Source organism: Vasconcelosia minhoensis LEGE 07310 (assembly GCF_015207255.1).
Taxonomy (GTDB): Bacteria; Cyanobacteriota; Cyanobacteriia; order Phormidesmidales; family Phormidesmidaceae; genus Vasconcelosia; species Vasconcelosia minhoensis.
Genome location: NZ_JADEXG010000070.1, coordinates 1 through 21,725, shown reverse-complemented (window position 1 = coordinate 21,725; position 21,725 = coordinate 1). Strand labels below are relative to the sequence as shown.

The following is a 21,725-nucleotide window of genomic DNA, read 5'->3' as shown; positions in this document are numbered from 1 at the left end:
AAACAGTCAATTTGAGCACAATTTGCTTGCGAATACCTATAAATAAACCGTTTCAAATCAGGGATTCGCAAATTGATCGACGCTCGCTGCTACCTCAGCTAGGGCTGATTAGGGAGCTAGGATTTTTGATGCCAGCCTTGGCCATAAAACTGGGATAGCGCCTGCTGATAGCGCTGGACCAGGGGTTGCAAACTGTAGACATGCTCTCCCTGAGCTTGGAGGTGGGTCTGGAGTTCAGTCGCGATCGCGGGTTCGTCTATCCCCAGAACGTTGCCTCGCTCAACGATCGGTCGGCCATTCACCCAGAGGGCTTCGACGTATTGATTAGAGGCTCGGGCCAGGATTAACTCTGGGGAATCTGCAATCTGGGGAACGATATCGCGGCTCAGGGCCTGATAGTTGAGCAGCACCATGTCGGCGGCCTGGCCGGGCTGGAGATGGCCAATATCATCGCGATTCGTGACGGCCTTAGCGCCGCAGCGCTGGGCAGAGAGTAAATCTATCGCTGCCAGGTCGGCCTGCTGGGTGGCGTGGAGGTGATAGTTGAGCCTGAGCTCTTTAAAGGCATCTGCATCATCGTTGAGGGACATGCCGTCCAGGCCAAACGCGATCGCCATGCCCGCCGCCTGCATTTCAGCTAAGGGCGCAATTCCCGAGCGCAGCCGTAGGTTGGAGCTGGTTTCACCGAGATAATCACGCCTCGCTCGGCCAGCAGTGCCAGCTCATCCGGACGCAGCCAGACCCCGTGAGCTACGGTCAGCCGGGGTGAGAGAAAGCCAATCTCATCCAGTATCGAGTTCTAACGTCTAGGAGTAAGCTGCTTGAGGAGAGGTTAGACCTGATCGAAAAAATCAATCTTCCTCATCGTCGGGTTCAGACTCTGGATCAAGATCCGTATCATCAGCGCTGCTGTCTAGACTGGAGCCGAGCCAGGGGTCTTCCAAGCGGCTAACCAGCCGAGCATTGCTGTAGGCCCAGCTCAAAGGCAAAATCGTATAGCCGATGTAGCGCGACTTCGACGCTGACCGATCTACGACCAGCGCACAATCGACCGTATCATCACTCACCAGCGACAGCGGCAGCAGCAGCTGTAGGCGATTTTTGCGGGGACTGTAGTAGGGAATGGCCGTCCTATAGTTCAGCTCAGTTTTTAGCAGGGCAAAGCGCAGGGCCGAATCGCACCGATCGACTATGGCCCGGTAAGCCTGCGGGTCTGCGCTCAGGGCTTCTGCAAACTGCTGTTTGTAATCGGCTAGCGCAGTTAGGGACATGCCCATCACATCCTGTGGGGTAAAGCCATGGGGACAGTAGTTCTGCAAGAACCGTAGAGGCAGCCGGTTCGGGTTGTCCTGCACAATATGACGCCAATCTACCTGAGGAACGCCAGCATGGCTGTCGTAGAACAAATCGGCGGGCTGGTCAAAGTAGTTTGCTTTCTGCAAAGGGCCAAACTGGTCAGCTAGGGTCTTCCCTTCGCGTCCCTCGCCTAGAATACAACAGTCGATTAGATACCAGTTCTGATTGTGATCCTGTCGATCCTGACCAAACAGCACGTAAATAGGCTCATATTTTCTATCAACGAGCCCAGTGTTAAAGGCGCTGTAATATTCGTTAGTTGAAACGGCAACTTTGCCTTCATACTGGAGGCGAATGAAGGTGTACTCTAAATAGTTTTTTAGAACGGGGTGTTGAAACCGCTTCGGCGGATTGACGCCAAAATACCACTGCTCTGGCAGCGTTAGCGCTGCCAACCGGTCTAAGGCGCTATTCAGGCTAGGAAAAAAGGCATAGCTCAGCAGCCGGACGGGTTGACGCGGTTTGAACCTGGTTTTCGGAGAGTTCGCCGGTTTGGCCCGGCGGGCGGGCTGCGATCGCAGCCGGGCAAAGTAGCGGGAAGGATAAACCGAATCATCTTTTCTCAGCTCGATCAGCTCCGGGCGGCTCTGAATAAATTCCCTAAACTTCAGGAAGCCGTACTTCGGCGCTGAGAAGTCAGCATTGAGCTGATTGACCTGCTGGCCAACGCTAGAGAGATCGATCCAGCCATCATCGCTGGAAATCCGGCTAAATGCTTTCACCAGAAGACCTTTCACATCCGCCGGAGCGTTTAGTCGGGCCTGACTGTTGGCACGGTCAAGCTCGACCAGATCGGGCACATTTTCCAAGAGCTGGCTCAGCTTTGTAAAGCCGTATTTCTCAGCTGAAAACTGCGGATCCTGCTGCTTTAAAGCATTGCCCAGGGGGGCTAAGTTAACCCAGCCTCCGTCCTGATGTAAATCGTAAAAGGTTTGATAGAGTGTTTTTCTCAGCTTAGGCGATACAGCAGGCCCAGTTTCATCTGCATGGGCAATTGGGGGGGCTACCGGCGGCGCTTCCCTCATCGGCGACGGGCTTGGAGGAGAAATCCGCTGACTTTGAGCATCCGCTTTGGTTAAAGAGGCAGTGCGAGGACTTCGCTCAGACCGATCGAGCCCTAGCAAAGCTCTAGCCCAGCTCAGTAAGCGTCTTAGAAAAGCAACCATTTTCAGTCGTATTCAGCCAATAAGCCACTCTGATAGGCATAAGCGCGAATCTATCGGGCTCGACCATCTATTTATAGCTTTCTAATGCCTGCAAGTCCAAATTCTTTAAGTTCTTCGAAGCTAGTGAATTAAATCAGGACTCAGCTAGACTCGCTTGCCACGATTAACGACGCCTAGGCGGTTTTTACGACGAGACCAATATCAACGCAGCTGCTAATGGCTCAACCCAGCTATTTCAACAATAGCCTCTGGCAATAGCCTCTGGCATAGCAGCGATATGCTTATTGAAAATCGTTATCATGTTTGACAAAATGGGCTTAGTGAGACTTGCTGCTGTTAGAGCGCTACTGGTCAGCGTGGTCCTGGTTTCTGGCTGCTCATCTCTGGAGCCGCTTCCGTACCCACGACCCGTACCCGCACGCTTCTAAAGCGCTACAGACGGGCTGAGCGGAATGCATAGCGGTGTCCCCACAACCGGGTCGACAATGATCCGGCTATCTAGGTCAAAAACCTGTTTCACCAGAACTTCTGTCACAACGGTTTGGGGAGATCCTTGAGCGATGACGGAGCCTTCTCTCAGGGCAATCAGATGGTGGCTGTAGCGGCAGGCCATATTCAGGTCGTGAAGGACCATAATCACGGTGCGACCGGCGTTTTGGTTGAGGTGATAGAGCAGGTCGAGGACTTCGATTTGATGGGCCAGGTCTAAGTAAGTGGTCGGTTCGTCTAGTAGGAGCGTTTCGGTATCCTGGGCTAGGGCCATCGCAATCCAGGCGCGCTGCCGCTGGCCGCCTGAGAGGGTATCGAGGGGGCGATTGGCAAAGTCAAGCAGTCGGGTCGTGGCAATCGCCTGCTCAACCTTAATTTCATCCTGCTGGGACCACTGCTGTAGCCAGTTTTGGTGGGGATAGCGGCCCTGGGCAACCAGCTCTCGTACCGTCAGCCCCTCTGGGGCGGCAGGGCTCTGGGGGAGAATGCCGAGGCGTTTGGCCAGGGTTTTGGTGGGCAGGTGCGCGATCGCGTCTCCCTCTAAATACACCGTCCCCCCCTTGGGTTTTAGCAGCCGCGCCAGTCCTCGCAGCAGAGTAGACTTGCCGCAGCCGTTAGGACCGACCAGCGTTGTCATTTGGCCCTGGGGAATGGCCAGATCTAAACCCTGAATAATGACATTGCCATCATAGGCCAGCGTCAGCTTTCGAGTCGTTAGCGAGACCGAGGCAACATTATCGAATTTCATAAGGCTTAGTTCACTTTTTCTAAACGCTTTAGAAAAGACTGAACACCTAGCAATTCGATATCATATGACCTCATTGCAGCTGACCTCATTGCAGCTCTTAGTTCATCATCATCGCGCAAATCGCAATCTCCAGAGACAATAGCGCCAGCTTTTTGAGTTTTCTGACGTACGGCTCTAACCTCATTCATAATGTTATTGTCTGTAACGTCATCCGCAGGAGGCTGAGCATAAAGCTCTCGAATCAAAGCTTCCAAATCTGAGTTTAGGTTGAGCTGAACCAATGCCTGAGCGACCTGATTCTGTTCCTCTGGCTGCAGCTGGGAAATGGCTGCAATAAGCTGCTCTAGGGTAATTGGCAGAGATATCATGCTTTCCACCTCCAGGTCAATAATCCCATTTTAGCTTTTTGACGAATTCAGATTTCAGCTATAGTCACGCAGCATCTTTTTGATTTCGAGGTTATGCATCTCTTCCTGGCCAATCTTGGTGCGGGTATACTCTTCGAGGTAAATGCTGGCATCTTCTACCACGCCCAGCAGCTCCTTATACATGTCCAGGGCGCGCTGCTCATGGTTGAGGCTTTCCTTCAGCAGATCCTTCACCGAGTGCTGATGGGTCTCTTCAATCGTGGCGATGCGCTGATTGGGATGGCCTTCTAAGCCGGTAATAATTTCCCCCGCTTCTTGGGCATGGGTCAAAGACTCGCTGGCCTGCTCCTTGAAAAAATCGACAATGGGTATTCGGTTGGGGCCAGTCACCATCAGCGAGTAGTGGGTATAGCGCACCACGCCCGCCAGCTCGAACTCCATAATCTGGTTGAGCAGGTCAATCGTGCTTTTCGTATTGAGATCTTTCATGAGCTTGCTGAGACAGCCTCTGACTGGGTTTAACTGGCCTTGAGTCGGATTTAATGACATTCATTCTCATTGAAAGTCAGACCGCTGTCAAGTAGCGTAACCCAGAACGGGCTGCCAACTTATCCCATCGCCTGCCGACAGTCCAAAACAGATAGCCTGAGCAAACTAATTTTGTCCCAACGCCAGGATTTGAGCAGCACTCAGGTCAAAGTCGGGAACAACTGTAGATTTGAGCGGGGCTTCTCCCTGATAAACGGTGTCTTCGTACTGTCCCTTTACCCACAGGCAGAGGATAATCTGCTGTGCCTCTGGGTCAACGATCCAGTATTCGGCAATGCCCCGCGCGGCATATTCTGTCCGCTTGTAGCGATAGTCGCGGTCTCGATTTTCCTGCCCCGGCGAGACAACTTCAACGACAAGGGCAGGCGGCGGCATATCTCGCAGCAGGATAGCTCGTTTTTGCCCCGCTAAAGCCGCATAGGATTCTTCTGAATGCACCATCAGGTCAGGCAGTCGAGATTTTGCTCGGCTTCCAGCCACCTCTACTTCGGTATCTTTGAACGTCAGCATGGCGATTGGTAAATGTTTGGCCAGCTCAAATAGCAAAAATTTTGCAATGATAGCGTTCATCTGGCTCTCTACAGGCATAGCGACTAGCACTCCATCCACCAGCTCATAGCGAGTATCTGTGCCATCGTCATAGGCGAGATACTCTGCCATGGTCATAAATTGAGCTGTCTGAGGAACCGCTGACGTCATGGTGATGAGTTTCTGCTGCTAGCCTAGCCAGATATATCCAAAGTTTAGCAAAGCGCCTAGCCCCGGTCGGAGCCTATCCTTTGCTCAGCTACCGTCGGACTGGCTTCCAGCCTTCTAAGCGCAGGCAGCCAGAATCCCCCAACCCCCACGCCCACCATCGCCACGGCACAAAACCCATACAGCAGCGCCATACCCGCGCCGGAGCCGGTCCCGAGGATGCCGCTGAGTAGATGGTTTCCAGGCGCGATCGCGGGTTCTAGCCACTGGTCGGCTAGGGGACCCGCAATCAGGGCCGCGATCGCGCTCCCCCCCTGCACCACTAGCGCATTGGCGGCAAACACCCGCCCCTGGCGCTCTGGGGGAATCTGGGTCATCCAAAGCGCGATTTCAGAGCTACCTAACAGGGGAAAATTCAGCGAGGAGCAGAACTGAGCCGGCACCCAAACCAGTGGCGACCGTCCCAGCCCAAAGACAGTTTTACTCAGACCGGCCCCGATAAACCCGGCTAGCATACCAAAAATGCGCCGCCGGGGGCCACCCCAGACGCTGAGCAGAATGGCTCCGGTCACGCCCCCAATCCCGGCGGCGCTAGCGGTACTCGCGAGCACCTGAGCGCTGCCACCGGTGCGGGCCAAAATCATCGGGTCGTAAATGGCCTCGCCCAGGTCATGGAAAAACCAGAAGAGAGTGGTCAGCAGCAGCAGCGCCCTGAGTTCGGACTGCTGCCACACGTAGCGAAAGCCAAAGGTGAGTTTGGCCGCTATGGTTTCCAATTGAGCGCTAACCTGCTGAGGCGGTTGGGGAATCTGGACGTAGAGCAGGGTTGCGATCGCAATCCCAAACGTCGCTAGGTCAGCTAGCAAAATCCCCAGCAGTCCGACTAGCGGATAGAGCATCCCGGCTACAGCCGGTCCAACAATTGCCGCCCCATAGTGCACAGCCGAGTTCATGCCGTTGGCCCGGGTTAGCTGCCGACCCGGCACCATTGAAGAAATCGAAGTTTGATACGCCAGGCTCTGGATTTGTCCGAAGCCGCCGCTCAGGGTTGCGGCCAGATAGAGATGCCAGAGCTGTAGGCTATCGGTGAGATAGAAGACGCCGATGCCGACGGTGGAGAGAGCCACGATCGCGTCGCCCAGCATCATCAAACGCTTGCGGTTAAAGCGGTCCACTATCAGCCCGGCGACTAGGGTAACGGGAATCCGAGGCAGCTGAGAGAAAAAGCCGAGCAGCGCCAGTGCCGTTGCCGAGCCGGTCAGATCCCAAGCCCAAAGCGTCAGGGCGAACCCGGTCATATAGCTGCCGATCGTGGAGACGAGCTGGCCGAACCAGATTAAAGTAAACGTGCGCATACAATAAATACAGGGCAGCCTATAGCCCGACTAATATGAGATGAAAGCTAAGCTATAGAGGTCAATATGGCACAGGGTTCTAGGCTTGATCAGGTTTTAGAAAGCATCGAAACGCTATCAAATGAGGATCAAGAAATGCTGGTCGAGCTGATCCACCGACGATTGGTAGAACGACGGCGAGAGCAAATCGCCAAGCATATTGCGCAAGCTCAAGCAGACTATGAGACGGGCAAAATATTCCGGGGTACGATTGAAGATGTAATCGCTGAACTAAGGCGAGGAGGCAGATTCTTCTGGCCTCGTCATTTAAGCGTGCCTTCAAACGATTAATTCGACGGCAACCCAATCTACAAGCCCGAGTTGAAGACCGGTTGAGACTCTTGGCAGAAAATCCGTTTTCTTCAGTTCTGCAAACCCATAGGCTGAAAGGAAAGCTATCTGGAGCTTGGGCCTGTTCTGTTGAGTATGATTGCCGCATGGTCTTCAATTTTGTGAAGAATCCAGAGACTGAAGAAGATGATATTTTGCTGATCGACATTGGCTCTCATGATGAGGTTTATTGAGGTCTGCTGCCCGAACCAAAGCAGAACAAAAGTACGCATGGCGTGGATGAATGAGGGCGGGCTATCGTTTTAGGCCAGACTTAGAATAGAAGCATAGCTGAGGGCAGATTGATGTTTACCCGTTCAGAATCCAGACGTGACGTACTCCTGCTTGAAAACGGCGATCGCCTTTCGCGGGCCGAGTTTGAGCGGCGTTATGCGGCCATGCCGGAGGACACAAAGGCAGAACTGGTTGAAGGGGTGGTGTACATGGCGTCGCCGTTGAGAATTAGAAGTCATGGGGAACCTCACGGTGATATCACTGGATGGTTGTGGACCTATAAAACGATGACGCCCGGTGTCGTTTTGGGCATTGAACCCACGGTGCGACTAGATCTGGAGAATGAACCCCAACCCGATGCCGTGCTGCTGGTGCCAGGAAGACAGGCCGTAATTGATGCAGATGACTACATTGAAGGTGCGCCAGAACTTATAGCCGAAATCGCAGCCAGTAGCGTCGCCATCGACCTGCACGACAAAAAGCGGGCATACCGGCGCAATCAGGTGCAGGAGTATATCGTCTGGCGCACCTTGGAAGGTCAGTTGGATTGGTTTGTGCTGGAGGCGGACGACTATCAGGCTCAACGGCCCGATGAGCAGGGCATTGTTCGTAGCCGCATCTTTCCAGGGTTATGGTTAGCGGTGTCGGCTTTGCTAGCAGGGGACATGGTAACAGTTTTGTCGGTGTTACAACAGGGCGTAAATTCATCAGAGCATCAAGCATTTATGCGATCACTGCACCCTTTAAATTTCTGAGATGTTTTCCGGGGTATGAGTAGACGGGTCGGTACTGACTGAGAGCGATCGCAGTCTCCGCTACTCATTCGTCAAAGGCAAAAGCATATCAGGGAGCTTGTCCAGAATGAGTTCATCGGTAATCGGGCCACGGATGTTGCTTCCCCAGAGTTGATAATCAACAAAGAAAATGCGGTTCGCCTTGGCTGCTGACATTTTCCTCAAAATCGGGGTTTCATTCCATCGCTCTCTGAGCTTGGCCTCTGGGTTATAAAACCCGGCAGCGTCCCAAACAATGACAATTGCAATGTCAGCCTTTAGTGTTGGTAAAATTTCTGGGGAAATCAATCGCCACCGCGTCTCTCCCCCAGCAATAGGGTCAGGAAAAACCAGCTGGAAGCCAATTTCTTTGAGTAAATCACCCACCGTACTATCAGCTGCGATCTCCACATGGGTCATATCATTGTTGACCGCCAAAATCAGAACGTCTGGAAAAGTTTCGACGACGGGGGCCAACGTTTGACGCGCTGCTGCTAATTGCTGCCTAAAGGTGGTTTTTACCTGGTCTGCCCTCGCCTCGCGCCCCAGAGCTTTAGCAATACCATCAATAGTGTTGCGCCAGTGCTGTTGACCATTTTTTTTATCGGTAAACAGCATCGTAGGGGCGATTTGGGACAGTAGCGGGTACTGATCGCGCACCAACCAATCTTCGCTCAAGATCAGGTCGGGCTTGAGCAGGGTTAGTTTTTCTAGCGAAGGATTTTTGCGATCGCCCAGGTTGACGGGCTGAGTGACGATGCGATCGCCTAAGTAAGGAATTTGCTCACTCGGCTTGTTGAATCGAGCTACATTAAGAGCCACGGTTTCAGCATAGGCTCCTGGCTGCGCTCCCAAGGCCAGCACAATATCTAAAATGTGCGGGCTCAAGACGGCAATCTTTTCCGGCTGACCACAAATCTCCGTGGTTCCCAGCTCATGCTCTACCTGACGGCAATGGGCAGCATCAGAGGAGGCCACTGATACCGATGGGAGCGGCGCAGATGGCGCACAGGCGGTGACCCAATAACAGGTCAGCAAAGCCAGCAGCCAAAACTTCAGCCCCTGCAGACGGCCCTGATTTGAGGCATACATTTGCCGACGCCCAAATGAGCTTATCAAAATTTTGTCAATACGCATATTTATCAAGAATTTGATTTAGCTTAAAACCGATAAGACGCCGAGAGCTGAAAGGTGATTGGATCGGCCAGATTGACTCTTAAAGCATCATCCACTGAATCCACATAGTTCACGTCAAACAGGTTCTTAATATTCAAAGCCAGATCAAAATCGTCACGGCGATAGAACAGTGCGGCATCAGTTCTAAAGTAACTGGGTACTTCAAAAGAGTTGTTCAGGTCGGCTTCTCGTTCTCCCACGTAAAACAGCCCAAGGCCAAATCCCAATCCAGCCAAGCTGCCCTCAGGAATGGTGTAGGTTGTCCACAAACTGGCAGAGTGGCGGGGCACGTTAGCGAGGCGATTGCCAACAGCAATGTCGTTATCGACGGTGACTTCGGCATCGGTGTAGGCATAGCTGGCGACGACGTTCCAGTTAGGTAGAATTTCACCCTGAGTCAAGAGTTCCACACCCCGGCTGCGTTGTTCTCCTGTTTGGGTATCAAAGTTAGGATTGTCTAAATCAGTTGTGAGCACATTCGATAGGGTTAGATCGTAAAATGCCAGGGTAGTGAACAGCCGTTCGTCTAGCCAGTCGGCTTTCGCCCCAATTTCCCACTGAGTCCCTCGGGAGGGACTGAACAAGTCATTGGTGGCACTGCGTCCGGTTACCTGCTGAAACGAGCGGCTATAGCTGCCGTAGAGCGAAATATTGTCCACTGGTTGGAATAGAATGCCGACTCGGGGGCTAAAAGCCGTATCGCTTTGGGACTCTTGCGAGTCTGAAACTTGTCGATCTTCGCTGGCTGAGTTGACAAAATCGACGCGCCCTCCCAAGGAAAGAATCAGGCGATCGTCCCAAAAACGAAGCTGGTCTTGCAGATAAATCCCGAGTCCTTCGTTGCTGTTCAAAAAGCTACCAGTCCCGACAGAGGCTCCTAAGCCTCCGGCAAAGTCTGGCTCAAAGATATCGATAGTTTCTGCTTCAAACTCTTCAAAATCATAAAACGAGTCTTCAAAAACGTAATCTACCCCTGCCACTAGCCTGTGATCGATACTGCCGGTCTCAAACTCGCCCGTCGCATAGGCTGTAGCTTGGTAATTGTTGATGTCAAATATGTCTAGAAACCCAAACCGTTCCAGTGTTCTCAAATCATCCTGTAGAGCGCTCGGGAAGGCCCCTATTTGCTCATCTTGAAAATTGCTATACCGAAAGGTGTGACGCAATGACCAACTTTCGCTGAAACGATGCTCTAAATCATATCCCATCTGGATGATTTGGCGGTCGTTGCGATCCTCATTGGGTTCTCCCAGGAATTGATCGCGAGGAATTTCACCAGACGGATTCTCTAATATTGTACCCCGTGCCGGCAACCCCACGATTAAAGGATATTCACCATTGAGATAGAGTCCTTCGAGGTTAAGGCGGGTGCGATCGCTGATATCCCAACTGAGAACGGGTGCGATCGTCGCCTGCTGTATATTGACATCGTCAGTATCAATGAACGTATCGGAATATTCGTAGGAGCCGTTGAGTCGGTAGCGGACTCGATTCTCGGCGTCAAGGGGGCCTGACAAATCGACCTGTCCTTCAACGGTGTTAAATCGACCGTAGCTGGCTGAGAGTTCATAGAACGGTATGGACAGAGGCTGCTTGGTCACGATATTGACCACCCCCCCTGGAGAAATTTTCCCAGTTGCAATCGAGTCTGGCCCCGATAACACCTCCAACCGCTCCACATTGCTCAGACTTCTGGGAGGCGAGAGGGTGAAAAAGGTTTCGGGAATCCCGTTTCGCAAGGCTAAAGAGGAGACATCAAAACCGCGAATCAACACATTATTGAAAAGGTCGCGGGATGACGTGAACTGGGACACCCCGACCGCCGTTCGCAGGGCATCGGCCAGGTCAGAGGCGGCTCGGTCTTCAAATAATTGACGGGGGATAACTTGCACCGACGCAGGGGTTTCTAGCAAGGGAGTCTCCAGGCGGGTGACGCCAGCACTCGGCACTCGATAGCCCGTATCCGCAGCATCCCCGGTCACCTGGAGCTGGATGGCATCTTCTGCCACCCCTGCAGCGTCAGCCACGTTCGGAGCAACCGCGAAAGCCAAACCCGAGGCCACCGGAGACGACGTAATAGCAGGGGCAGTCTGGGTACCCGTGATCGCCAGTCGCACGCCCCCATCGGGTAGCGATGTTACCTGCACTAGGGCAATCCCTTCGGCTGGGCTAAGCTGCTCGGCAGCCGCCTCATTGGTTAAATTCAGCGCGACATTGGGAATTTCAGTAATCAGGGCATTGCCCTCTATCCTGGAAGCACCCGCCGATAAAGGCTGGTCAGATACCAGGATGATACTCAGCCCGGCTGGGGTTGAATTAACCTGCACATCTGTAATCATCGCTGGTTCAGCTGCCACAGCCTGAGCCATCCAGTCATCAAGCGTCGGCGCTGTGGGCTCCAGCTCAGAGCCATCAGGAACTGGTCTGGGTTGGAGCAGTTCACCGGTCTCTGGTTCTGCTGCCATCACTGGCGCTGGGGGATTTGCCCAAACCGCTGGCGATAAAATCGCCGTTAGCAACCCTACCGTCATTAGCCCAAAGGAGCCTGTTTTCAAACCAATCATGCCTCACACCGCGCTATTGCTATGAATTCTCAATTGAGAAAATCCTATAGCGAGTTGTAGACCGTGTTAGTTCCCAGCCGGATCTTTTTCATTCCCAGCCGGATCTTTTTGAGCAGGGGGAGTGAGGCTATGAAGAAGTGGCGCTGGAGCGGGTCAACGGTAAGGTGATCGTCATGAATCCATCAGGGAGCCTGACCTATGGCCGCTCGCGTTTGAGCTGAGAGAAGAAGCCTATCAGCGCTAGCGCCGTTGCCGAGCCGGTCAAGTCCCAAGCCCAAAGCGTCAGGGCAAACTCGGTCATATAAATACCAATCGTGGAGACCAGCTGGCCGAACCAGTTTAGGATGAAGGTATGCGTAGGCTCAGAATCAAGGTTTAGAATGAATTAAGGGTTAAAGCTAGAGGGGATTACTTAAGGAGCAAAGCTGGAGGTACCGTTTCAATGTCAGCAAATCTCGAAATCAATCGCCTATTAGTTCAGGAAGCATTGGGGCTCGGAGAGCATCACACTGAAAAAGCCGTGATAGAGGAAGCGCTTCAAGAATACGTGCAGCGACGGAAACAGCTGAAGGTTTTAGAGCTCTTTGGTAAAATTGAATATGATCAAGATTATGATTATAAACAGCAGCGGCAACAGACATGAAGGTGGTTGTTGACACTTCAGTTTGGTCATTAGCGCTGAGACGGAACCAAAGTTTACAGGAAAGTCCCCAGGTTATAATTCTGCGGAAACTAATTCTTGACAGTAGCGTTGTCCTGTTAGGTGTGATTCGGCAGGAGATTTTATCAGGCATCCGTGAATCTGAGCAATTTAGTAGATTGCGAGACTACCTGAAAGCATTTCCCAATTTAGAACTGGAGATTGGCGATTGGCGATTATGAGTTAGCCGCTGAGTTTTATAATACTTGTCGAAAGCATGGCATTCAGGGAAGTAACACGGACTTCTTGATTTGCGCTGCTGCACATCGTCGCAGCTACAGCATCCTGACAACGGATGGAGATTTTACGTTATTTAAAAGACATATTCCTGTCGTCCTGCATCAGTAAATGCGGTTTACGCTAACTGTCTTTGCTAAATTAACGGTTTAATTTTGAGGCGAGCGGGAGTAGAAGCTGACGGGTTTCGTCGAGAATAATATCTGCAGCAATAGGGCCGCGCATGTTGCTGCCCCAAGTGTAATATTCAACAAAATACACCCGCCCTTCTTTGCTGGCCTGCATAGATTGAGTAATCGGATTCTGTTTCCAAGCCTGCTTAACTTGCTCCATCGCATCGTCGTGAAGGTAATCTGTCACAATCACGATGACAATATCTGCTTCAAGCTGGGGTAAGACCTCCAAAGAGACAGGGATTTCGCCAAATTCAGCCTGCTGATTTTTGGGCAGCGCCAGTTCAAACCCTAACTGTTCAAAGAGGGTTCCGCTCAGGCTTTCGCCCGTCCTGACATTAATAGAATTGGGTAACTGTGGGGTAGCAAATATTAAAACTCGCGGATAGCGATCTGTAACAGGAGCTAGCTCTGCCCGAGTCTCTGCAAGTTTCTGACGGTGTGCCTCAATAACTTTTTGTGCCTGCTCCTCACGCCCGAATACCTGAGCAATTTTGGGAATGCTGTGTTTCCAGTCATTGCCTTGACCGCTGAATAGCAAAGTTGGCGCGATGTCTGAGAACTTCGAATAGTATGGCTCGTGAAGACTCTCCCCGAGAATGATATCTGGCTTTAACTTCACCAATGCTTCTAGAGAAGGAGTGTTTCGCAAACCCAGATTGAGCGGTTGAGTCGTGACGCGGCTATCCAAAACGGGTATTTCTGTAACGGGGTTCCCAACCCCCTCTGTATACCATTCGGCATATCCTGCAGGTTGTTCTCCTAGGGATAGCAAAATATCGAGCATATGAGGTCCTAAAACAGCTGCTTTTTGAGGGTTGCCGCAGATCTCTGTCTCGCCAGCTTCGTGCTGAATGATTTGACAATCGCCAACTGACGGCTGTGCCTCAATTTCTGATGGCTTTTGAGAGCGGCTAGAACAAGCCGAAATGAAAAAAAGCATCAAGGCACCCAATACCCAGAACTTGGCCCTAAGTTCTACTTTCATCACTCTAGATCATCGCTTTTTTTTGCCTTTTTATCAAAAGTCAACTTGATAGCCAATGCTGATCGTTCTGCCCGGTGCTGCAACCTTTTCCATTAGAGAAAACGGAGCAAACTGCTGGTTACCAACGGTAAAATATTCCTCGTCTAGTAGGTTTTGAATCCCAATTTGGATAGTACCCGGACCTGCCTGAATGCTGCTGATATAGTTCAGAACAAAATAGCTCTCAATTTCCACAAAATCAGCGCCTGCCTCAAAGCCGCGATCGCGGCCTCCTACGAACAGCGCTTGCAGTCGATTACGCCATCCCGGTAAAGTCTCATTCTCGACATAGGCGGTTAACTTAATAGGCTGAATGCGGCTAGTATCGAGGGCTTCAAAATCACCGTCTTCATCCAGGTCATTTTCGCCTTCGTTCCAGCTTACGGTGCTGCCTAAGAGCCAGGTTTCACTCGGTTGCCAATCAACCGTCGCCTCTACGCCATAAACTCGCTCAGGTGCACGGGCAACTTCTACTCTCAGCGGGTCGGTCAGCTGCACTAGAGTTACTCCCAGGTCAGAATAGTTGTAGAAGCCAGCCAGAGAAAACTGGACATTGTCCCACTGCCCGCGAAATCCTAACTCGTAGTTATCGACCTTCTGCGGCGCTGTGAAATCGAGGTCGTCTTCAACAGAAGTAAAGCCCTCTGGAGGTGAGCGAAACAGTCGGCCAAAGTCTGGCACGCCGAAGCCTTGGGCAAAACTGGCAAACACGCTGACTTCATCGGTCAGGTCATAAACCGTACCAATGTTAAACACGACATCATCCGCACTAATACTGCCCCCTTCAACGTCAATCGGAGTTTCCTGAAATAGAACGGCTGTGTAATCATCTACGCTGACGCCAATATTCTCATATCGAGCTCCACCGCTAAGCAGCCAGTTGGGGCTGATATCCCACTGAGCTTGGGCAAATAAACCCAGGTTTTCCACTTCGTAGGGCGGTGTCAAAAAGATATCCTCAACGAAGCGAGCGACCATAAAGTCACTTTCAATAAACTCATCAGCATCAATGCGCTGATAGGGCTGAGAGAGGTTTTCCTGGCTGTAGTCTGCCCCCCAGAGTAAGTTAAATGCCTCAGAAAAAGGAGTTTCAACTTCAACTCGACCGCCCCACCGTTCTGACTCTTGATCAGCTGTAACAAAAAAACCGGTCACCGTATCTTCAAAAGGTTCTGCAAACCGACCAAAATTATTGCGATAGAAGCCCTGAGCATCTAGTCGGCTCCCGAGAATATTTTCATGGCTATAGTTCAGGCTGACATTTGTAAATCGTCGGATTCCTTCGTCGTCTAAACCGATAAACTCAATATCTCTTCTCAAAGCGCGGGCCTTATCGGCATCGGGATCATCATCAACGGTGGGGTCGTTGATGAATTCAACACTATTACTGTCGTCAAAATGGTTCACGCTGAGCTGGAGGCGCTGCTCTTCGCCTAAGTCTATCCCTAGCTTGCCTAAGATATTAAAGGTGCGACCGTTCTCGGGTGCCCTTCCCAGAAAAGGAATGCGATCGCCTGCGCCATCGAAGGCAAAACCAAAACTTTCAAATGAAGCATTGAAAACAGCGTCAAAGGGCTCCGATGTGTCTGACGCACCATATTCTAAATAGGTCCCAAAGCTGTCGCTCGCGAAGTCTCCCCGAGTGTTCCCGCGAGTTTCCAGAGTCTGAGTCAGTTCCTCCGTAGGCTGGCGGGTAATGATGTTAATAATTCCACCCGTCGCGCCTTCTCCAAACACCGCTGAAGGACCGCGCACCACCTCAATCTGCTCGATGGCACTGGGTGCAATACTTCTCAGCTCAAACACGAATGCCGTGCTCTGGTTAGTGCTGATGGGAACACCATCGACTAAGATTTGAACATCCCGCCCTCTCAGGGTTTGAGGGAAATTTCTGAAGCTTTGGGTCGGTGGTCCTAACCCCGGTACCGTCTGTCCCAGAATATCCTGTAAATTTGTGGTCAGCTGGCTTTGTTCCTCGATTTCTTCGCGAGTAATTACCGTCACCGAGCGCGGCACGTCTCGAATATCCTCCTCCGTTCGCGTTGCCGTTACAACCAGTTGAATAGTACCCTCCTCGGTACTTTCAGCTGTCGCGGCCCCTGGGGTGATGTCTAGCACCAAATTCCCTGCTTCTGAGCTGATTTGAGCTTGAGGTGGCGCATCGGTTCCCGTAACTGCCACCTGCACGCCGCCATCAGGCAGGCTCGATACCTGCACCAGGGCAATCCCCTCGGCTGGGCTAAACTGCTCGGCAGCCGCCCCATCGGTCAGGTTCAGCGTAGCGTTGGGAATTTCAGTAATCAGGGCATTACCGACTACCCGAGATTCGCCCGCTGACAAGGGCTGATCCGACATCAGCACAATATTCAGACCGGCTGGGGTTGAATTAACCTGCACATCTGTAATCACCGCCGGTTCAGCTGCCACAGCCTGAGCCAGCCAGTCATGAAGCGTCGGCGCTGCGGGCTCCGGCTCAGAAGCGTCAGTCATCGGACTGGGTTGGAGCAGTTTACTGGTCGCGGGTTCTGCTGCCATCACTGGCGCTGGGGGATTTGCCCAAACTGCTGGCGATAGAATCGCCGTTAGCAACCCGACCATCGTTAGCCCAAAGGAGCCTGTTTTCAAACCAATCATGCCTCACACCGCGCTATTGCTATGAATTCCCAATTGAAAAAATCCTATAGCGAGTTGTAGACCGTGTTAGTTCCCAGCCGGATCTTTTTCATTCCCAGCCGGATCTTTTTGTGAAGGCGGAGTGAGAATATGAAGAAGTGGCAAAATAGTCTGTAGTAAGTACCCCGTCCTTTGGAAAGTGGCTATGCTACCGACTCAAGCTGATTTACAGACATTCCAGGCGCAGTATCCTGACCATCGGCTGGAGCTGGTCAACGGCAAGGTGATCGTCATGAGTCCATCAGGCTATAAGTCAGATGAGGTTGCAGCTGAAACGATTCGCCTGTTAGGAAACTGGGTACGGCCTCGCAAGTTAGGGCGAGTAGCGGCCTCCAGCGCAGGCTTTCGGTTGCCCAATGATAGCCGCGATGTCCGCGTATTGAGACTACCGGAGGTCCTACCCGGTTGGGAAGTGCCCGTATCCGACCTCTGGCCACCTGTGTTTGAATAGCAATGCCAATCAGTCCGCTGGCTTACCAGATCTTTGCCAGCTGTAAGACAAATCCCGGCAGTTCTGGCTCGCCGCTGACGGCTTCGGGATGCTCTAGAACCTCAGGAGATTGACCGGGCCGGTAGAGATAGACCGTACGGTTCTTTCGATCAATCAAGAAACCGAGCCCGGCACCATTGTTGATATACTCTTGCAGCTTGGCCTGGAGGGTAGCCAGAGCATCGCTTGCCGAACGTAGTTCAATAACAAAATCGGGGCAGATGGGGGCAAAGGATGCTTGTTCTTCGTTTGTGAGAGCGTCCCAACGTTCGCGTTTAATCCAGGAAGCATCAGGTGAGCGAACAGCACCGTTGGGTAGGGTAAAGCCGGTGCTGGAGTCAAAGGTCTCACCGGTGCCGTCTTGATCTGCCCAGTTTGCCAGCTGTTGCGCCACCTTGAGGTTGCGGTTGCCGGTATCTGAAAACGTGGGCGGCATAATAATGACTTCTCCCACAGCAGTACGTTCGATGCGTAAATCTTGATTCGCCTGACAAAATTCGTAGAACTGGGCGTGGGTCATGGGCGCGATCGCGGGAAAATTGACCGTCAAAGGCATGCTTTCCGTTTGAATGAGTAGCTGGGTCATGATATGGCTCCCTATCCTGCCCGGTATTTGGACATTTTAATGCTTAGCCGCTGACTCTGGTTCAGGGATGGATACCAGCTCTATGGCTGGCCTACGACTGGCAGATTTAAGGCGTGTCCTTGACGGAAACAACATTAGGGAAAATTTTTAGGATTGAAACCAAACTGTTTCCGAAACGCAGCGGCAAAATGGCCCTGGCTGCTGTAGCCGACTGCCGCCGCTGCTGCACTGACTGAGATTTGACGCTCTTGCAGCAGCTGATGAGCCTGCTCTAGCCGATGCCGCCGCAAGTACCCAAATACTGTAGTGCCAAATACCTGGCGAAAGCCAACCTTGAGCTTGTGGTCATTAATCCCTGCCAGCCGCGCTAGCTCCAGCAGCGAGGGCGGCTCAGCCAGGCGCTGCTGCAAAATCTCACTGGCCTGGTGAATGCGATCAATCTCATCGGGTCGTAAGCCCGATGAAGCGGCCTGGTTGATCTGACTGACTTGTTCTAGCCGTAGAGCAATGAGCTCCAAGACCTTGCTTTCCCAAAAAAGCCACTGGGTTAGCCCTCGATAGGGACAGTTCAGGATCTGATAAATAGCTGATTGCATCGCCGCCGTTATTGGGCAAACCTGCCAGAAATCAATACAGCTAGGCTGAGAATTCTGCACGAGCCGTCTCAGGCTTGGAGGTAGAGCGTTCAGCTGCTCGCCGACCAGAGTCTCGAATAGAACTGGCTCAATGTGAACGTCCAGTTTCAAAACTCGCTCTCCAGCCTGCCAGTGAAACCGTCCGCCATCAACACCGCACCATTCCGCCTGAAAGAAGCTGTGGCCAGACTGCACGCTTTCATGGCGATTGTGACCCAAAATCATAAAGCTGAGTTCTAATGCCAGGTCAGCCTCACAGGACTCACCGGTGCCGGTTTCTACAATCAGCTCCTCTTTGAGTGTGTAATCGTCAATCAGCACATTGAGTCCCGGACGCAGATTCACTTCTTGGCGATAGCCTCGGCTGTCGCCAGTGGAGTCTTCTAGGGGAATGATCCAGGGCTGCCGAACCGACTGGACCCATTCAGCAGCTTCGGGTTGCTGAGTTAGGGCGGCGGGGACAGAGAGAAATAGAGGCATAAAACTGAAATTTTAGCGATGGTATTCAGGGGGCAGGCCGTTCTAGCTTATCGAGAAATAATATCATTAAACCTGGCCAGCACGGAGTAGCCTTTCACCCGGGTCGTACTGGAAAGTATTCAGACATGTGCCATAAGGCATAGAGCTGTACCCTTAGGGCGATGATGGCCTGAGGCGCAGTGCGATCGCCTAACCGGTGTCTGCTGGCCAGCAATGATAGGATCAAACCAGCTCACTTGAGGAACCGCTATGACTCAGGCGCGATCGCAACCGACTACACCTGAACTCATCCCCGCAAAAGTCACTTTAGAGCAATATCACCGCATGGTAGATGCAGGAGTTTGGGACGATTGCCGCGTTGAATTGTTGAATGGAGTCGTTGTCGAGATGTCGCCAGAGGGAATTCCTCATGCCAGTCAGAGAACAAAGGCGCAGAACTACCTGATTCAGCTCTTGGGTGAACGGGCAATATTGCGGGTTGGTGCGCCGATTACCTTACCCAGCGGTTCTGAGCCTGAGCCAGATTTGGCGATCGTACAGCCCCGAGAAACTGAATACGATATTCACCATCCCTACCCGGAAAATATCTTTTGGGTCATCGAGTACTCCCAGACTAGTCTTGACAAAGATTTAGGCGTAAAAGCTGATATCTACGCAGCAGCAGGCATTGCTGAGTACTGGGTGATTAACCTCAAAAAGAACGCCCTCATCATGTTCCATAGTCCCATAGACGGGAAATATCAATCTCGCCAGGAAGTGACCGCAGGAAGTATCAACCCGTTGGCATTCCCTGATATCGCGGTCGATGTGTTGCGTCTCCTCGTCTAAAGCTTTCTGTACTGTCCAATGACTGCTCATTTGTGGCGATCGCGATACAGCAGCCACAAAAAATACGGGGCACCAATTACGGCGGTAATCACCCCGCAGGGCAGCTCAATCGGCGCAAACAGAAGCCGTCCAGCTAAATCTGCCAGTTCGACAATGCAGGCCCCGGTCAGGGCCGCCGTCGGGATGAGCCCAGCGTGAGACGGGCCAACCAGCTGCCGGGCCAGGTGCGGGGCCATCAAGCCGACAAAGCCAATGGTGCCTGCGGTCGCGACCGCCGATCCGGCTAGTGCAACAGTGCAGAGCAGCAGTAAACTGCGGGTCCATTCGACCCGGCTGCCTAAGCCCTTGGCCAAATTCTCGCCTAAGTTTAGCATGTCCAAATCTCGTGCTGCCAGCAGCGATAGCGGTAGAAAGACCACCAGCCAGGGCAGCAGCGGCCAGAGATGTTCCCAGCTGCGGCCATAGACGCTGCCAGTCAGCCACACCAGCGCCTGGCTGACGGCGTTAATCTCACCAAAGGTAATCATCAGGCTGGTCAGGGAACCCGTAAACGCCGTCAGACCAATACCGACTAAAATCAGGCGAATGGGAGAGCTGCCCTGCTGCCAGGCCAGAAGGTAGATCGCGATCGCGGCTCCCAACCCACCCATAAACGCAGCCACCGGCAGCCAGAAAACCGGTATTCCCGGCAGCAGTACGATAAAGGCCACCGCTACCAAGCTCGCGCCCGAGTTAATCCCAATAATTTCAGGCGCGGCCAGCGGATTGCGAGTGAGCCCCTGCAAGATAGTGCCCGCCGTCGCTAGCCCCATCCCCACTAGCAGCGCCACCAGTGCCCGGGGCAGGCGCAGAGTGTTGATCACAAAAGCGTATTCAGGATTCGCAGGCAGGCCCAAAATGGTTTTTACCACCTCCAGCGGCGGCACTGGATATTCTCCCTGACTAACGTTGAACACCAGCGATAGCAGCGCCACCATAGTGAGAGCAACCAGCACTTTGGGAACCCGCCGATCGACTCGAAAAGAAAACCGTCGCAGCCGCACAGAGAGCCAGGGTTTCGCAGAGATCATCGCTTGATTCGAGTCCGCGCCAGGTAAACAAAAAAGGGCGCTCCGACCAGCGCCGTCATAATTCCCACCGGCAGCTCCTGCGGACGAACTATCAGCCGTGCGGCAATGTCCGCTACTGAGAGCAAAATTCCTCCAGCAATCATGGCATAGGGTAAAATCCAGCGGTAATCCACGCCGACACCAAAGCGAACGACGTGGGGCACAACCAATCCGACAAAGCCGATCGGTCCCGCTAGCGCCACCGCGCTACCCGCGAGTAGCACTACAGCAACCGCCGCTAGCACCTTCACCCAGGCGGTTTGCAGCCCCAGTCCCTGAGCCACGTCTTCGCCTAGCGACAGCAGCGTCAGCTGTCGTCCCAGGGCCAGGGAAGCCGCCAGCCCCACTCCGATGTAAGGCAGCACCGGCACCAGACTGGCCATATCCTGACCGGCTAGGGACCCGGCCAGCCAAAAGCGAATGTCGTCCAGCGTTCGCTGGCTGAGGATGAGAACGCCCGTAGTTAGCGAACCCAGCAGGTAGGACAAAGCCGCCCCAGCAATCACCAGTTTTAGCGGCGTCAAACCGCTGCGGCCTATCGAGCCCAACCAGTAGACTGTGATAGCCGCGATCGCGGCTCCGCCAAAGGCAAATCCCACATAGCTGCCGCCGCTGCCTCGAATCAATACCGCCAGCACCATCGCCAGGGCCGCCCCTACGTTAATGCCGAGAATGTCAGGCGCAGCTAAAGGATTGCGGGTCAGTCCCTGGGTAATCGCGCCAGCCACTGCTAGCGACGCGCCTACAGCTACCGCCAAGATGGCCCGTGGCAGTCGCACGGTGCGAATAATCAAATGATTAGTAGAGCCGTCGAACTGAAAGAGCGCCTGCCAGACAGTACCAGGCTCGATATCAGCTGCGCCGAGCAGAATACTGAGGAGAAGACAGACGGCTAGGGTGAGGAGGCTTAAGCCGAGGCCGAGCCATAGGTGGAGGGTTGGGGG

Annotated in this window: 20 protein-coding genes and 1 pseudogene; 6 read left to right on the top strand and 15 right to left on the bottom strand. The window is 52.9% G+C overall.

Going from position 1 to position 21,725, the window contains the following annotated elements:
• Positions 1–116 precede the first annotated feature (116 nt).
• The 7 genes and pseudogenes from IQ241_RS21635 to IQ241_RS21605 all read right to left on the bottom strand — a co-directional run.
• Positions 117–665: pseudogene (locus IQ241_RS21635) on the bottom strand (amidohydrolase family protein); the annotation flags it as partial.
• A 186-nt stretch (positions 666–851) separates the two neighbouring features.
• Positions 852–2,381, bottom strand: coding sequence for a DUF3825 domain-containing protein (locus tag IQ241_RS21630; protein ID WP_193911244.1), 1,530 nt, complete (start codon positions 2,379–2,381; stop codon positions 852–854).
• Positions 2,382–2,946: 565 nt separating this feature from the next.
• Entirely contained in the window at positions 2,947–3,759 is an 813-nt protein-coding gene (locus IQ241_RS21625; protein ID WP_193911242.1) for an ABC transporter ATP-binding protein, read from the bottom strand.
• Positions 3,760–3,764: 5 nt separating this feature from the next.
• Positions 3,765–4,127 carry a hypothetical protein gene (locus IQ241_RS25745; RefSeq protein WP_228021950.1) on the bottom strand — a complete coding sequence of 121 codons (363 nt, stop codon included), beginning with the start codon at positions 4,125–4,127 and terminating at the stop codon, positions 3,765–3,767.
• A 54-nt stretch (positions 4,128–4,181) separates the two neighbouring features.
• Complete coding sequence (locus IQ241_RS21615; RefSeq protein ID WP_193911240.1) at positions 4,182–4,616, bottom strand: ferritin-like domain-containing protein; 435 nt, start codon at positions 4,614–4,616, stop codon at positions 4,182–4,184.
• A 165-nt stretch (positions 4,617–4,781) separates the two neighbouring features.
• Positions 4,782–5,375 carry a Uma2 family endonuclease gene (locus IQ241_RS21610; RefSeq protein WP_193911237.1) on the bottom strand — a complete coding sequence of 198 codons (594 nt, stop codon included), beginning with the start codon at positions 5,373–5,375 and terminating at the stop codon, positions 4,782–4,784.
• 56 nt (positions 5,376–5,431) lie between these two features.
• Entirely contained in the window at positions 5,432–6,727 is a 1,296-nt protein-coding gene (locus IQ241_RS21605) for an MFS transporter (RefSeq protein ID WP_193911235.1), read from the bottom strand.
• A 66-nt stretch (positions 6,728–6,793) separates the two neighbouring features.
• Between IQ241_RS21605 and IQ241_RS21600 the strand changes: the two genes are divergently transcribed.
• From IQ241_RS21600 to IQ241_RS21590, 3 genes are all read left to right on the top strand, one after another.
• Positions 6,794–7,057 carry a hypothetical protein gene (locus IQ241_RS21600; RefSeq protein ID WP_193911233.1) on the top strand — a complete coding sequence of 88 codons (264 nt, stop codon included), beginning with the start codon at positions 6,794–6,796 and terminating at the stop codon, positions 7,055–7,057.
• Positions 7,015–7,290, top strand: coding sequence for a type II toxin-antitoxin system RelE/ParE family toxin (locus tag IQ241_RS21595; protein ID WP_193911266.1), 276 nt, complete (start codon positions 7,015–7,017; stop codon positions 7,288–7,290). Before IQ241_RS21600 ends, IQ241_RS21595 begins: the two co-directional genes overlap by 43 nt.
• 111 nt (positions 7,291–7,401) lie before the next feature.
• Positions 7,402–8,085, top strand: a complete 684-nt coding sequence (locus IQ241_RS21590; protein WP_193911231.1) for a Uma2 family endonuclease — start codon at positions 7,402–7,404, stop codon at positions 8,083–8,085.
• Between the two features lie 60 nt (positions 8,086–8,145).
• Here the strand turns inward: IQ241_RS21590 and IQ241_RS21585 are convergent, their stop codons facing one another.
• Both IQ241_RS21585 and IQ241_RS21580 read right to left on the bottom strand, forming a co-directional pair.
• Positions 8,146–9,195, bottom strand: a complete 1,050-nt coding sequence (locus IQ241_RS21585) for an ABC transporter substrate-binding protein (RefSeq protein ID WP_193911229.1) — start codon at positions 9,193–9,195, stop codon at positions 8,146–8,148.
• Between the two features lie 68 nt (positions 9,196–9,263).
• On the bottom strand, positions 9,264–11,843 hold the full coding sequence (locus IQ241_RS21580) for a TonB-dependent siderophore receptor (protein ID WP_228021949.1): 2,580 nt from the start codon (positions 11,841–11,843) through the stop codon (positions 9,264–9,266).
• Positions 11,844–12,285: 442 nt separating this feature from the next.
• On the opposite strand from IQ241_RS21580, the gene IQ241_RS21575 reads away from it, so the two are divergent.
• Complete coding sequence (locus IQ241_RS21575; RefSeq protein ID WP_193911225.1) at positions 12,286–12,486, top strand: type II toxin-antitoxin system VapB family antitoxin; 201 nt, start codon at positions 12,286–12,288, stop codon at positions 12,484–12,486.
• Between the two features lie 435 nt (positions 12,487–12,921).
• On the opposite strand, the gene IQ241_RS21570 is transcribed toward IQ241_RS21575, so the two are convergent.
• Entirely contained in the window at positions 12,922–13,941 is a 1,020-nt protein-coding gene (locus tag IQ241_RS21570; RefSeq protein WP_193911223.1) for an ABC transporter substrate-binding protein, read from the bottom strand.
• Between the two features lie 33 nt (positions 13,942–13,974).
• Positions 13,975–16,614 carry a TonB-dependent receptor domain-containing protein gene (locus tag IQ241_RS21565; protein ID WP_228021948.1) on the bottom strand — a complete coding sequence of 880 codons (2,640 nt, stop codon included), beginning with the start codon at positions 16,612–16,614 and terminating at the stop codon, positions 13,975–13,977.
• A 184-nt stretch (positions 16,615–16,798) separates the two neighbouring features.
• On the opposite strand from IQ241_RS21565, the gene IQ241_RS21560 reads away from it, so the two are divergent.
• Positions 16,799–17,104, top strand: a complete 306-nt coding sequence (locus tag IQ241_RS21560) for a Uma2 family endonuclease (protein WP_193911219.1) — start codon at positions 16,799–16,801, stop codon at positions 17,102–17,104.
• Positions 17,105–17,126: 22 nt separating this feature from the next.
• Here IQ241_RS21560 and IQ241_RS21555 read toward each other — a convergent pair whose 3' ends face one another.
• Positions 17,127–17,729 (bottom strand): Uma2 family endonuclease, encoded by a 603-nt coding sequence (locus tag IQ241_RS21555; RefSeq protein ID WP_193911217.1) that lies wholly within the window; start codon positions 17,727–17,729, stop codon positions 17,127–17,129.
• A 134-nt stretch (positions 17,730–17,863) separates the two neighbouring features.
• Positions 17,864–18,844: a helix-turn-helix transcriptional regulator gene (locus IQ241_RS21550; RefSeq protein ID WP_193911215.1), complete on the bottom strand. Its 981-nt coding sequence runs from the start codon at positions 18,842–18,844 to the stop codon at positions 17,864–17,866.
• A gap of 249 nt (positions 18,845–19,093) precedes the next feature.
• Between IQ241_RS21550 and IQ241_RS21545 the strand changes: the two genes are divergently transcribed.
• Positions 19,094–19,672: a Uma2 family endonuclease gene (locus IQ241_RS21545; RefSeq protein ID WP_193911213.1), complete on the top strand. Its 579-nt coding sequence runs from the start codon at positions 19,094–19,096 to the stop codon at positions 19,670–19,672.
• A 26-nt stretch (positions 19,673–19,698) separates the two neighbouring features.
• Here IQ241_RS21545 and IQ241_RS21540 read toward each other — a convergent pair whose 3' ends face one another.
• Together IQ241_RS21540 and IQ241_RS21535 are read right to left on the bottom strand one after the other, a co-directional pair.
• A complete protein-coding gene (locus IQ241_RS21540; RefSeq protein WP_193911211.1) occupies positions 19,699–20,742 on the bottom strand; it encodes a FecCD family ABC transporter permease in 1,044 nt (347 codons plus the stop codon).
• A partial coding sequence (locus tag IQ241_RS21535; protein ID WP_228021947.1) for a FecCD family ABC transporter permease occupies positions 20,739–21,725 on the bottom strand: 987 nt, incomplete at its 5' end. The genes IQ241_RS21540 and IQ241_RS21535, both read right to left, overlap by 4 nt.

What these genes read in the sequence shown, in the direction of transcription:
- IQ241_RS21560 (WP_193911219.1), top strand. Translation starts at nt 16,799, where the DNA reads ATGCTACCGACTCAAGCTGATTTACAGACATTCCAGGCGCAGTATCCT.
- IQ241_RS21625 (WP_193911242.1), bottom strand. Translation starts at nt 3,759, where the DNA reads ATGAAATTCGATAATGTTGCCTCGGTCTCGCTAACGACTCGAAAGCTG.
- IQ241_RS21550 (WP_193911215.1), bottom strand. Translation starts at nt 18,844, where the DNA reads ATGCCTCTATTTCTCTCTGTCCCCGCCGCCCTAACTCAGCAACCCGAA.
- IQ241_RS21580 (WP_228021949.1), bottom strand. Translation starts at nt 11,843, where the DNA reads ATGATTGGTTTGAAAACAGGCTCCTTTGGGCTAATGACGGTAGGGTTG.
- IQ241_RS21585 (WP_193911229.1), bottom strand. Translation starts at nt 9,195, where the DNA reads ATGTATGCCTCAAATCAGGGCCGTCTGCAGGGGCTGAAGTTTTGGCTG.
- IQ241_RS21570 (WP_193911223.1), bottom strand. Translation starts at nt 13,941, where the DNA reads ATGAAAGTAGAACTTAGGGCCAAGTTCTGGGTATTGGGTGCCTTGATG.
- IQ241_RS25745 (WP_228021950.1), bottom strand. Translation starts at nt 4,127, where the DNA reads ATGATATCTCTGCCAATTACCCTAGAGCAGCTTATTGCAGCCATTTCC.
- IQ241_RS21540 (WP_193911211.1), bottom strand. Translation starts at nt 20,742, where the DNA reads ATGATCTCTGCGAAACCCTGGCTCTCTGTGCGGCTGCGACGGTTTTCT.
- IQ241_RS21590 (WP_193911231.1), top strand. Translation starts at nt 7,402, where the DNA reads ATGTTTACCCGTTCAGAATCCAGACGTGACGTACTCCTGCTTGAAAAC.
- IQ241_RS21605 (WP_193911235.1), bottom strand. Translation starts at nt 6,727, where the DNA reads ATGCGCACGTTTACTTTAATCTGGTTCGGCCAGCTCGTCTCCACGATC.
- IQ241_RS21600 (WP_193911233.1), top strand. Translation starts at nt 6,794, where the DNA reads ATGGCACAGGGTTCTAGGCTTGATCAGGTTTTAGAAAGCATCGAAACG.
- IQ241_RS21565 (WP_228021948.1), bottom strand. Translation starts at nt 16,614, where the DNA reads ATGATTGGTTTGAAAACAGGCTCCTTTGGGCTAACGATGGTCGGGTTG.
- IQ241_RS21615 (WP_193911240.1), bottom strand. Translation starts at nt 4,616, where the DNA reads ATGAAAGATCTCAATACGAAAAGCACGATTGACCTGCTCAACCAGATT.
- IQ241_RS21555 (WP_193911217.1), bottom strand. Translation starts at nt 17,729, where the DNA reads ATGACCCAGCTACTCATTCAAACGGAAAGCATGCCTTTGACGGTCAAT.
- IQ241_RS21545 (WP_193911213.1), top strand. Translation starts at nt 19,094, where the DNA reads ATGACTCAGGCGCGATCGCAACCGACTACACCTGAACTCATCCCCGCA.
- IQ241_RS21610 (WP_193911237.1), bottom strand. Translation starts at nt 5,375, where the DNA reads ATGACGTCAGCGGTTCCTCAGACAGCTCAATTTATGACCATGGCAGAG.
- IQ241_RS21575 (WP_193911225.1), top strand. Translation starts at nt 12,286, where the DNA reads ATGTCAGCAAATCTCGAAATCAATCGCCTATTAGTTCAGGAAGCATTG.
- IQ241_RS21630 (WP_193911244.1), bottom strand. Translation starts at nt 2,381, where the DNA reads ATGAGGGAAGCGCCGCCGGTAGCCCCCCCAATTGCCCATGCAGATGAA.